Origin of the sequence: Chryseobacterium urinae (genome assembly GCF_030518295.1) — a bacterium.
Lineage (GTDB): Bacteria > Bacteroidota > Bacteroidia > Flavobacteriales > Weeksellaceae > Chryseobacterium > Chryseobacterium mucoviscidosis.
The window spans coordinates 19,840-32,389 of the sequence record NZ_JAULSJ010000016.1; the positions used below are offsets into that span (position 1 = coordinate 19,840).

A 12,550-nucleotide genomic window follows, 5' to 3' on the forward strand; every position below is an offset into this window, starting at 1 on the left:
TATAAATTTATTTAAGTGAATCGTCAATTGTGAATCCTTCGCTTTCAATGATCAGTTATTTAAAATTAACAATTGACTTGCAAAGCAAAATTGACCATTTACATTTTTTACATTAAACTTGTCTAAACTTTTTTACCGCAAAAGATTTTAACACTTTAGCTATTTAAGTTGAGTACTTAGATGTAAAAAAGAGCACATAAGTTAAAAAAATCTAAGATTTTTCTCTTGCAGACTTTTGAAATACTTTAAATAAACTCAACAAAGTCTTTTGTCTCTTTTGCGGTTACATTTAAAATGAGTTTAAACTTATTTTTAGATTAGAAAGAATATTTCGCTCCGATCTGGATTTGGTAAGGATTTCCGGAAAGTGGCTCCAGTCCGCTTGTATTCAGGCTGTATTTGAACTGTTTTGTCGCCTGATCAAATCCTGTAATTCTGTACAGTGCCGTATTTCCATAAGATTTGTTAACGCCCCATTCTTTGTTAAGTAAATTGGCAACGTTGAAAATATCCACTGAAAGTTCAAAGGCTCCGATTTTTTCAAATTTGATTTTCTTTGCTACACGAACATCCCAAACTCCGTAGAAACCGTTCTTTCCGCCGTTTCTTTCTGCAACTTTGTTGTTGTAATCTGTAATGTAGTTCTTCAAAGCCTGTCCCACTTCAGGATTATCAATTAAAGTCTGCGTAAGATTCGGGAAAATGTAAGCTAAATCGTTCGTGTCTACGAAATCTCCGTTTACATTTCCTCCTGCCGTTACAGAGAAACGGGTTCCGCCGATTCCTGCGTAACGGACTCCTAAAGTAAATCCTGCAATCGTTGGTGAATTACCATAAATCACGACTTTGTTTCTGAACTGGTTATCCGAATACGTCATTCTTAAATTTCTCGGATCTCCCGAAACCATGGTAGACAGTGTTGCAGAATTGGCTACGTTTCCGTTATACGAAGTATTGTCTTTGATGTCCGCCCAAGTGTAACTTGCTGTAATTTCTCCGTCTTTCCAGTAACGGTAACTTGTATCTAATACGAATGAAAACTGATTGACTTTTCCATCACTCACCAATTCCAGAACTCTTCCAAAATTTTTGTTGATTCTCCCATCTTTCCAGTTCAGTGTTCCGTTGGCTGCAATGGTTGCTGCAGGAACAAAAACGCCTCTTCCTCCTTCATTATCCAGCGTAAAATACGGATTTGCCACCATATTTCTGTCGTAGTAGAAATAGTTGTTTCTTCCCAACGTCATGTAACCCGCAACTCCCGCTCTGAATCTCTCGTTGAAGAAGTGCGTATAAGAAACATTGGCTTTATAAACCATCGGAATTTTTGCATCTTTTCCTGTGTAGTTAATGGTAGGAAGCTGATACTGTGCTAAAGTAGGAACCGTTCCGTAATCGTTTCTGTAACTTATGAAATCCGGCTTAAGACCAATCTGTGAAGGATTTACATCCACTGTTGCCAAATGTCTTCCGTCAAACACCAGATTATTGATAATCATATAATTGTTGATGTCTGAAGAGAAAATTCCGGCTCCAAATTTCAGGAAGTCTTTATTTCCTTCATTAATATTCCAATCGAACTGGAATCTTGGCTGAATGATGAATGATTTGATCTGATTATCTGTCCGGATTCCCATTTCATCATATAATTTCTGGTTGAAGCCTGCTTTGGGATAACCGCCGTAATCCAATCTTAAACCCGCCATTAAATCCAGACCTTTTGCAATTTTTGTCTGAATCTGTCCGTAAACTCCCAAATTATAAATATTGGACTTTACAGAAGGATCCTGCATTAAAGGAACTTCTCTGTAAAATCTGTACGCCACAAGATTATTGAAATTAAATAAATTATCTCCACCGTTGGCTGTAGGATTCTCCCTGAAGTGGAATCTTCCGTTCACTTCACTTCCGTACAACGATTTTGCCATCGTGTACATTAAATCTGCTCCGAATGTATATTTGATTTTATCCGTATTGTAGTATAAATTGTCTACGATCTGGAAAACATTATTCCTGAAACTTTCCTGCGCAAAACGGTGACCTCCGATCTGAATATTGGTTGCCTTATCTTTTCCGTCGATATTGGTTACGATATTTTCGACAATGGCTCTCGGAACGGGATGACCAAGCTGATCGTTCTGATAACTGTCCTGAAACGTGTAAAGATACTGCGCCTTCAGTTCGTTCGTCATATTCGGTTTTAAGTTGGATCTTAAAGTCAAAAGCAAACTGTTATCCAGATTTTTATCATTTCCATACGATTCAAATGCATTGATCGCTGTGTTGTCTCCTAAACCGTTTTTGTTCAGATCGTAGGTGAAGTTATTTCTTAGAGTTAATAAATTTTTATCGTTAATCTGCCAGTCTAAACGCAAAAATCCGGCATCAGAATTTCTCACTTTATCAAAACTTCCGAACTGCGGTGTATTTCCAACGCCATATTTTGCTCTGGCAATGTCAAGGAATTTATTTAAAGTAGCTGTTGTGGTATTTAACCTCAATTCGTCGTCATGAGATTTGATATCGGCAATCTGCAATGGTCTTGAATCCAACTGATGATCCCATGCAACGAAGAAATGCAGTTTGTTTTTGATGATCGGCCCGCCTAAAGAGAACCCAAACTGGGAAGTAGAAAAATCGTTGTTGATTTTATTTCCCCTGATGTCGTATTTGCTGGAAAGCCAGTTTGTTCTTAAATATTCCCATGCACTTCCAGAGAATGTATTCGTTCCGGATTTTGTAACCGCACTTACGGTTCCTCCTCCGCTTCTTCCCAATGTGACATCATATTGATTGGTGGTTACTTTAAATTCACGAACCGCTTCGATGGAAATAGAAAAGGGAGCATTACTTCTGCTTGTGGTAGAACCTGCAGATGTAGGATTTTTCGCTGTCATTCCGTCAATGGTAAAATTAGTGGAAGAACCCAACTGTCCGGAAATACTTCCATTTTTACCGCTCAAAGGTGAAAGTTCAGCAAGGTTGTTGAAGTTTCTTCCGTTTACAGGCAAAATTCCGATATTTTTGGTTGTGATGGCTGTTGCAGCACCTAAATTCCCGATTTTGTTTTTTAAATTTCCGGTAACAACCACTTCTTCAATGCTTTTCTCTCTTCCCAGATCTACGTTTACCGTTACCTGATCTCCAAAATTTACGTTGTATCCTTCTCTCTTTTCATCATTTACGAATACCGTGTAAGGGCCGCCCAAAGGAATTTCTTTGAAAATATATTCCCCTTTCGAATTGGTTTCCGTTTCCGTTTTAAACCCTGTCGATTCATTTACAATGGTTACTTTTACCTTTTCCTGCGGAGCTTTTCCAGTTCCGGTAACTTTTCCTACAATAGAAGCCTGAGTGGTCTGCGCATACGCAAGCGTTCCAAAACTCAGGAACAATAGTCCCAATACAATCTTTACTTTTCTCATATCTACAAATTAGCTTTGCAAATGTATTTTGACTTTCAGGATCCTCTGTTTAAGGGAGTTTTAACATTTTTTAAATTATATGGGAACCTTATGTTACCTGAATTTTAACCCCGATTTTATCTGGTGGATAATCAGTGGGTTTAAATATGTTACAACTTTTTAATTTTCGCGGAATATTTAATTCCCTTATTTTTTAAATTGGAATTTCTTTTATTTATTTTTGCTGAAAAGATAAAAACCCGATGTCCGAAAACATACAACAGAAAATAGAAGATCTGCGAAAAGAGCTTCATCAGCATAACGAAAATTATTATCTCCTTGATACTCCGACGATTTCGGATTATGATTTTGATATGTTGCTGGAAGAACTTCGTGATCTGGAAGCCCAATATCCCGAATTTTATGATGAAAACTCTCCTACTGTTCGTGTCGGCGGAGGAATTACCAAAGTCTTTCCTACGGTTCAGCATAAATTCAGAATGTATTCTCTAGATAATTCTTATGATTTTGATGATCTTGAAGACTGGGAAAAAAGAATTATTAAAACCATTGACGAACCGGTAGAATTTGTTGCCGAACTGAAATATGATGGTGCTTCGATCTCCATTTTGTATGAAAACGGAAAACTGGTTCAGGCAGTAACCCGTGGAGACGGATTTCAGGGTGATGAAATTACAGCAAACGTTCGTACCATTTCGGATATTCCTCTGAAACTGAAAGGTGATTTCCCTGAACATTTCTTTATGCGCGGAGAAATTTATTTAACCCGGAAAAATTTCGATAAAATCAATAAACAGCGTGAGGAAGAAGGTCTTGATCCTTTCATGAATCCCCGAAATACAGCAAGCGGAAGTCTTAAAATGCAGGACAGCGGTGAGGTGAGAAAACGCGGGCTTTCATCGGTTCTGTATCAGTTTATTTCAGAAGATATTCCTGCAGCATCGCATTGGGAACTGCTTCAGAAAGCGCAAAGCTGGGGTTTTAAAACTTCTCAGCAGGCAAAATTGTGTACGACTTTGGATGAGGTGAAGGAATTTATTAATTTCTGGGATGTTGAAAGACATAATTTACCGTTTGAAATTGACGGTATCGTTTTAAAAGTCAACTCTTTAAAACAGCAGAGACAGCTTGGATATACTGCAAAATCTCCACGCTGGGCTATGGCTTATAAATTTAAGGCTGAAAAAGTGGAAACCGAACTGCAAAGTGTTTCTTATCAGGTCGGAAGAACAGGAGCCATCACTCCGGTTGCGAATCTGAAACCTGTTTTATTAGCCGGAACAATTGTGAAAAGAGCTTCACTTCACAATGAAGATATTATTAAAAAACTTGATCTTCATGAAAATGATTTCGTTTATGTAGAAAAAGGCGGTGAAATTATTCCAAAAATTGTCGGCGTCAATACCGAAAAAAGAACGGAAGAAAGCAAGGAAATTGAATACATCAAAAATTGTCCAGAATGCGGCACTGAGCTTGTAAAAATTGAAGATCAGGCAATTCATTTCTGTCCGAATGACCTTCACTGTCCGCCACAGGTTGTAGGAAGAATGATTCATTATGTTTCGAGAAAAGCTTTAAATATTGATAATCTGGGAAGTGAAACCATCGAACAGCTTTACAGAGAAAGATTAATTGAAAATCCGGCAGATTTCTATGTCTTAACAAAAGAGCAGCTTCTTCCGCTTGAAAGAATGGCAGAAAAATCGGCACAGAACATCATTTCAGGAATCGAAAAATCCAAAGAAATTCCGTTTGAAAAAGTACTGTACGGAATCGGGATAAAACACGTCGGAGAAACGGTTGCCAAAAAACTGGTAAAAAATTTCCCGACCATCGAAGATCTGAAAAATGCAACGGTGGAAGAGCTTTGCCAAGTAGAAGATATTGGAACCAAAATCGCGGTAAGCATCGTTGAGTTTTTTGCAAATTCCGAAAATATTTTGATGATCGAAAGGTTAAAATCTTACGGAGTACAACTGGAAAAAGGCGAAAGCACGAACGAAGTTTTATCCAATGTTCTGGAAGGTAAAACATTCCTTTTTACCGGAAAATTATCATTATTTACAAGAGAAGCGGCAGAAGAAATGGTGGAAAAACACGGCGGAAAAAATATTTCGGCAGTATCCAAAAACCTTAATTTCCTTGTCGTTGGCGAAAAAGCAGGAAGCAAACTGAAAAAAGCACAGGACATCGGAACAATTGAAATTCTGGATGAACAGCAGTTTTTGGATTTGGTAGAAAAACAGTAAAAATTATAAAAATATTTAACATAATAAACCATTGAGATTAATTTTCAATGGTTTATTTTTGCTTTTAATTAAAAAAATAAACTAACAACTAATAATACATGAGAAAAATCTATTTAATCATTTGTATCGTTTTATGTGCTGTTTTTCAGGCACAGATTGTGAATATTCCGGATGCGAATTTCAAAAACATTTTACTCACTAACTCTACATCTTTCGCATTGAATATCAACGATTTTCCTACAGTTATTGATACTAATCATGATGGAGAAATTCAGGTGACCGAAGCTGCAAAAATAAAGTCGTTAAATTTTGATAAAATGATGATCCCTAATTCCTCTTATTATTTTGATAACATCGTTTCAATGGAAGGTATTAAAAGTTTTACCAAACTTGAGAGTCTTAGGATTAATAACTTTCTTCTTTTAACATCTCTTGATATTAGTGATAACATCTACTTATATAAACTTGACATCTCCCAATGTTATGCACTTTCATCAGTTAATATCCAAGGTTGCAGCCAATTATACGATCTTGATATTTTCATGGCAAACCTTCCTTCTATTAATCTTTCCGGTTTAACAAATTTATATAGTGCTGATATTCAGTTATCACAACTTAATAACATTTATTTAAATAATAATATTAATCTAAATTCATTAAATCTGGCAGTGAATAATCTTCAGTCACTTCCCGTAAACCAAACACCTAATTTAGAATATTTAAATATTTTTAATAATAAATTTACAACGCAGGATTTCAGCTCTTTTCCACAACTTTTAGGGATTAGATGTACGACTAATAAGTTTACAAGCATTGATTTTTCCCAAAATCCAAATCTGGCGACTTTTTTATGCGATTCAAATCCCTATCTTCAATCATTGTTTATAAAGAATGGTATCAACAATTTTACCCCAAATAGTAATTCAACTTTTTCCAACACTCCTAATCTTGTTTACATTTGTGCCGATGATTCAGAAATATCGAATGTAAGCGCTTTATTACCATCTGGAAGTTCCTGCGTGATAAACTCTTACTGTTCTTTTACACCGGGTGGAGTAAATTATACCATTCAGGGAAATACAAAATATGATGGTAACAATAACGGTTGTGATGTTAATGACAGTAATAAAGCTTTTCAGAAATTCAATATTACCAACGGAACAGTTTCGGGAAGCTTAATTGCGAATGCATCAGGAAATCATTCAATTGCCGTAGGCGCTGGTTCTCACACAATAACTCCGGTTATTGAGAATCCTTCTTATTTCAATATTTCACCCACAAGCTTAACAGCAAATTTTCCAACGCAAACGAGCCCATTAATACAAAACTTCTGCCTTTCAGCCAATGGAACACACAATGATCTTGAAGCGGTAATTATTCCGATTACTGCGGCAAGACCAGGCTTCAGTGCAAAATACAAAATCGTTTATAAAAATAAAGGAACCGGAACACAATCCGGAACTTTATCTTTCAATTACAATGATATCCTGATGGATTTCTCAAGCTCATCCGTCACGGTAAATTCTCAGTCAACCGGACTTTTAAACTGGAATTTCAGCAACCTGAATCCTTTTGAAACCAGAGAAATTACAATTACTTTTGCTTTAAATACTCCTACGCAAACTCCTCCGTTAAATGGTGGCGCGGTTCTTAATTATACCACTCAAATTAATGGAGCAACGGACGAAACTCCTTTGGATAATACATTTACGTTAAATCAGACTGTTGTCAATTCTTTCGATCCGAATGATAAAACGTGTCTGGAAGGAACTTCCATTACACAGGCAAAAGTGGGCGACTATGTTCATTATGTGATCAGATTTGAGAATACCGGAACTGCAAATGCGCAAAACATTGTCGTAAAAGATGAGATTGATACCTCGAAATTTGATCTGTCCACACTAATTCCGTTAAACAGCAGTCATAACTTTATAACCCGAACTATCAATCCGAATACCGTAGAATTTATTTTCGAAAATATTCAGCTTCCTTACGCGGCAGGAAATAATGGCGGATATGTTTCATTTAAAATTAAAACAAAATCTACATTAAATATTGGAGACAGCTTCAGTAATACTGCAAAAATTTATTTTGATTATAATGCTCCGATTGTGACCAATACTTACATAACAACTGTTCAAAACGTATTGTCGACGTCCGAAATGGTATCAAAAAACAATGAAGTTTCGATCTATCCGAATCCTGTAAAAGAAGTTTTAAACATTCAGTCTAAAAATGAAATTGTAAAAGCTGAAATTTACGACGCTTCAGGAAGAATATTAAGTTCAGCATCGGTAAAAGGAAATTCAATGAATGTTTCTGAACTTGCCAAAGGAAATTATATCATTAAATTATCCACAAAAGATAAAACATTCGTTCAGAAATTCATTAAAAATTAAACTGATCTGAATACTATTACCAAAGACTGTCTTTCAAAGGCAGTCTTTTTTTAGCTATGTTCCAAAATATACAGAGCATCCGAAATTTCCCTTGCAAAACTTTCATTCCTCTTTTCGAAATAATAAAAACCTTCTTCAAGACTTTTCGCATTTTCTTTGATCCATTTCAGAAATTTTTTATGATCCGATTCATTCAAACTTTTATTTTTCAGGTTTTCGTTGACAAAATCCTGATAATAATACCGGATAAAATCCACATAAATCATAAAGCTGTTTTGGGCAATATCCACTTTCCAGCAGTCTAATAATTTTTCCATTTCACCCGTCGCATTATAGATCCCGAAAAACAGATCATCATCAAAAAAAGTCCTATTTTCTAAGAAATACTTCCACCATTCCAAAAGAAAAGTTGTAACCGCTTCTTTTTCGGCATATTCCCAGATTTCCAATTTTCCGTACTTCAGTTTTCCGAAAATACCAAACGGATGGATTCCCAGATCATGATCGATACAAAGTTCCAGTATTCTCGGCAGGAAATGTTTAAAATCATCCACATTTCCCCACGTTGTCATTGCTTTGAAAGCATATCGGGAAAGATCCTCTTCTTCGAGTTCTCTGAGTTCCTTACTATGAATTTTCTCTTTGTCACGATCCGAAACGCAATAGGGGCATCCCTCTATAAAAGACCGTATTTCATATTTTGAAAAAATAGAATATAGGTTTTCAACGGAATCTTTCAGACTTTCATTCAATGGTTTAGCATTTTAGGGTACAATATACCTCATTTGAATTTTTATCAAAAGATTTATTGTAATTTTATTTAGTAAAATCTTCAAAATGGAATTTTTAAAAGATCATTACGTCATCCAGAATGAGCTTCTGCTGATTTTCATTTCCGTTCTTCTCGGCATTTTCATCGGAACAGAACGCGAGTACCGGAATAAATCGGCAGGTTTGCGTACTTTTATTCTGGTCTGTTTCGGATCCTGCCTGTTTACGATACTTTCTATTAAAATCGGAGTTGCCAATCCGGATCGGCTGGCTGCCAATATCATTACGGGAATTGGTTTCCTTGGAGCAGGCGTTATTTTTAAAGGAGACAGCAAAATAGACGGAATTACAACCGCCACAACTATTTTCGCAACCGCTTCCATCGGAATGGCAGTCGGATCCGGATATGTATATCTTTCCCTTCTCGGAACGCTTCTTATTTTATTGGTTTTAAATTATTTAACCTATTTTGAAAAATTTATAGACAGACACCATAAAATCCGGGAATATAAAATTGCGGTAGTCAATTACCATGATATTCAACATTGTGAAGAGCTTTTTAAGAAAAATAATCTGAAATTCACCCTCGCAAAACAGCAGTACACACAGGGAAATTTATCGACAACATGGATGGTTACAGGCAATAATACCAATCATGAAATTTTAATGAAAAACCTGATGGAAGATGATAAAATAATTGCCTATCAGTTTTAATATCATCGATGTCAATAAAAAACCCCTTCAGATGAGGGATTTTGGAAGTTATACGATTATTTCTTTTTAAAAATATACAGGGCTTTATTCGGTCCGTCAATTGGTTTTCCTTCGATATCAAGCTGTGTAAGTGTGTTTTCACCGACTTTATATTTGTATTTTGAAGTTTTTCCGTTTAATGTAATGATGCTTCCGGAAGAATCCCATGCAAACGTGCCTGTATCTTCATTTTTAGAATTTCTTTCCAGATATTCTTCTGTGATTTTAAAAGATTTATCCTTACTTAAAACAAGAGTAGTTTTAATTCCAGGGCAGTCTGCGCATGGAACTGTGGCTTCATACGTTCCGTCCCAGTCCAAAGAATTTTCTGAATTATCAGCACCCGCAACGGAATTCATTTTTGTACTGTCCACCGGAGTCTGAATCGCCATCGGATCTGTTTTAGGGTTCACTTCAGGATTTTTGTCTTTTTGTGTACAGGAAACCACAAGCGATACAAGAGCGATTCCCAGAATCTGAATTGTTTTTTTCATAATAAATGATTTAGCGTGAATGCTTTTTCAGCAACAAAAATTAAGCCGCCTGAAAGTTTCTCGTTGATGGTTTCTTGTTGATGGTTGATAGATCGAACTGATTAAAGATTAAATCTTATCATCAATCCTGATACAAAAATTTTATTTGTTTTTACTTTTCTAGAATAATCGTTATGCTGAATTAAAATTTTGCTTTTAAAAATAAAAGAATCATAAAATATTAAATTTGAACAGCTTCTAAAAAAACAATCAACTATCAGCCAATTTTAATCCAAATCTCCCTTTTTCTTTGTAAATTGGGGCAAAATTTTGATTATGACAAAAAAGATACTTCTATCTGTATTTCTTTTGCCGGCTGTAATGACGTTTGCACAGCAATACGGCGGAATGTGGATTCCAACGGAGCTTAATGAAAAGGAAATGAAAGATTTGGGAATGAAAATCTCTGCAAAAGACATTTTCAATCCGCAAAAAGCAAGCATAAAAGATGCGGTAGTACAGTTCAACGGAGGCTGTACCGCGGAAATTATCTCGCCAAAAGGGTTATTGCTTACCAACCATCACTGTGGATACGGACAGATTCAGTCTCATTCAACCGTACAGAATGATCTTTTATCAAATGGTTTCTGGGCAAAAAATCCTCAGGGAGAACTTCCGAATCCGGGAGTAACGGTAGACTTTATTGTTGATATCAAAGAAGTGACTTCTCAGATTTTAGAAGGTACGGATAAACTTCAGGAACCTGAACTTTCTAAACAGATTGCCAAAAATATTGAGATTTACAAAAATTCTCAGAAAACAGAACCTTATCAGTCGATTTCTGTAAGATCCATGTATTATGGGAATAAATTCTATGCTTTCACTATCGAAACATTCAAAGATATCCGTCTGGTAGGAGCTCCGCCTCAAAGCATCGGAAAATTCGGTTCAGATACAGACAACTGGGTTTGGCCAAGACATACAGGAGATTTCTCCATGTTCAGAATTTATGCTGATAAAAATAACAAACCAGCGGAATATTCTAAAGACAACGTTCCTTACGTTCCGAAACATTATCTTCCGGTTTCCATTAAAGATAAAAACGAGAATGATTTCACGTTTGTATTCGGATTTCCGGGAAGAACCACAGAATATCTTCCTGCCATCGCAGTTGAAAAAATTATGAAAGACACCGACCCTGCGAAAATTGCAGTGAGAGATGTTGCTTTGAAAACACTGGACGAAAAAATGCGTACCGATGATGCCACAAGAATTCAGTATGCTTCAAAATACGCTTCGGTAGCCAATTACTGGAAAAAATGGATCGGCGAAGTAGAAGGTCTGAAAAAATCTAACGCGGTAGAGAAAAAAGTACAGTACGAAAATTCTCTGATCGCTAAAAATAAAGACATTAAAACGACTTTAGATCAACTGAACAAACTGTACAACGATCAGGCTCCTTATGCATTAAACAACGCATATTATTCTGAAACCATCAGAAATGCAGAAACGTTAACGCTTGCCAATCTTTTCTACAACTATGTTATTGCGGTTGAAGCCGGAAGAATAGACGAAAAAGGAACCACTTCCTTTAAAAACAGGCTGACTTCTTTCTACAAAGATTACAATGCAGAGCTTGATGCAAAAGTTACGGCAAAATTACTGGCTCTTTATGCCAATAAAACGGCTCCTGAATTTTTACCTGCAGGATTTGAAAAATATAAAAATGAAGCGCAAAATCTTCAGACGATTGAAGAAGATTCTAAAAACTCCATCATTACAGGAAGAACTGAAGTAAACGGAGCTTCTCTGAGCAAGGATATTGAAAAGGCATTCTCCAATCAGGACAAACTGATCAAAACATTGAAAAAAGATCCTGTTTATCTGACTTATTTATCCATGAGAGATACCTACATCACAAAAGCTGATCCTCAGTTTACGTCGATGCAGACGAAAATTGATGCTTTACAGAAGACTTATATGGCGCAGCAAATGGCAACGGATAAAGACAGAAAATTCTTTCCGGATGCAAACTCTACGCTTCGTGTAACGTACGGAAAAGTGAAAGGTTCTTCTCCGAGAGATGCTGTTTCTTACAATTATCAGACGCATTTGGCGGGAGTAATGGAAAAATATGTTCCGGGAGATTATGAATTTGATGTTCCGAAAAAGCTGATTGATCTTTACAGCAAGAAAGATTTCGGAGTGTACAAAGATAAAACCGGCGATGTTCCTGTAGGATTTACAGCTACCAACCACACAACGGGAGGAAACTCCGGAAGTCCGGCTCTTGATGCCAACGGAAATCTGGTAGGACTGAATTTCGACAGACAATGGGAAGGAACAATGAGCGACATTAATTATGACCCTCGTTTCAGCAGAAATATCATGGTGGATACGAAGTATATTCTTTTCATCATCGATAAATTTGCAGATTCCAAATGGCTGATTGATGAGATGAAGATTGTAAAATAAATTAA

7 protein-coding genes are annotated in these 12,550 nt (G+C 36.3%); 4 read left to right on the plus strand and 3 right to left on the minus strand.

Annotated elements, in window-relative coordinates:
- Positions 1–317: 317 nt before the first annotated feature.
- Entirely contained in the window at positions 318–3,425 is a 3,108-nt protein-coding gene (locus QWT87_RS11670; RefSeq protein ID WP_302716231.1) for a TonB-dependent receptor, read from the minus strand.
- A 242-nt stretch (positions 3,426–3,667) separates the two neighbouring features.
- Here QWT87_RS11670 and ligA point away from each other — a divergent pair, with 242 nt between their 5' ends.
- Together ligA and QWT87_RS11680 are read left to right on the plus strand one after the other, a co-directional pair.
- A complete protein-coding gene (ligA, locus tag QWT87_RS11675; protein WP_302716232.1) occupies positions 3,668–5,674 on the plus strand; it encodes an NAD-dependent DNA ligase LigA in 2,007 nt (668 codons plus the stop codon).
- 98 nt (positions 5,675–5,772) lie between these two features.
- Positions 5,773–8,073 carry a T9SS type A sorting domain-containing protein gene (locus QWT87_RS11680; protein ID WP_302716233.1) on the plus strand — a complete coding sequence of 767 codons (2,301 nt, stop codon included), beginning with the start codon at positions 5,773–5,775 and terminating at the stop codon, positions 8,071–8,073.
- Between the two features lie 50 nt (positions 8,074–8,123).
- On the opposite strand, the gene QWT87_RS11685 is transcribed toward QWT87_RS11680, so the two are convergent.
- Positions 8,124–8,825, minus strand: a complete 702-nt coding sequence (locus QWT87_RS11685) for a hypothetical protein (protein WP_302716234.1) — start codon at positions 8,823–8,825, stop codon at positions 8,124–8,126.
- Between the two features lie 85 nt (positions 8,826–8,910).
- Here QWT87_RS11685 and QWT87_RS11690 point away from each other — a divergent pair, with 85 nt between their 5' ends.
- The gene (locus QWT87_RS11690; protein ID WP_302716235.1) at positions 8,911–9,558 is read left to right on the plus strand and encodes an MgtC/SapB family protein; all 648 of its coding nucleotides are present in this window, start codon (positions 8,911–8,913) and stop codon (positions 9,556–9,558) included.
- Between the two features lie 56 nt (positions 9,559–9,614).
- On the opposite strand, the gene QWT87_RS11695 is transcribed toward QWT87_RS11690, so the two are convergent.
- The gene (locus QWT87_RS11695) at positions 9,615–10,091 is read right to left on the minus strand and encodes a copper resistance protein NlpE (RefSeq protein ID WP_302716236.1); all 477 of its coding nucleotides are present in this window, start codon (positions 10,089–10,091) and stop codon (positions 9,615–9,617) included.
- A 315-nt stretch (positions 10,092–10,406) separates the two neighbouring features.
- Here QWT87_RS11695 and QWT87_RS11700 point away from each other — a divergent pair, with 315 nt between their 5' ends.
- Positions 10,407–12,545, plus strand: coding sequence for a S46 family peptidase (locus QWT87_RS11700; RefSeq protein WP_302716237.1), 2,139 nt, complete (start codon positions 10,407–10,409; stop codon positions 12,543–12,545).
- The last annotated feature ends 5 nt before the right edge of the window (positions 12,546–12,550 follow it).

Excerpts from the sequence above, each read along its gene's own strand:
- QWT87_RS11670 (WP_302716231.1), bottom strand. The coding sequence starts at position 3,425 with ATGAGAAAAGTAAAGATTGTATTGGGACTATTGTTCCTGAGTTTTGGA.
- ligA (WP_302716232.1), top strand. The coding sequence starts at position 3,668 with ATGTCCGAAAACATACAACAGAAAATAGAAGATCTGCGAAAAGAGCTT.
- QWT87_RS11680 (WP_302716233.1), top strand. The coding sequence starts at position 5,773 with ATGAGAAAAATCTATTTAATCATTTGTATCGTTTTATGTGCTGTTTTT.
- QWT87_RS11690 (WP_302716235.1), top strand. The coding sequence starts at position 8,911 with ATGGAATTTTTAAAAGATCATTACGTCATCCAGAATGAGCTTCTGCTG.
- QWT87_RS11695 (WP_302716236.1), bottom strand. The coding sequence starts at position 10,091 with ATGAAAAAAACAATTCAGATTCTGGGAATCGCTCTTGTATCGCTTGTG.
- QWT87_RS11700 (WP_302716237.1), top strand. The coding sequence starts at position 10,407 with ATGACAAAAAAGATACTTCTATCTGTATTTCTTTTGCCGGCTGTAATG.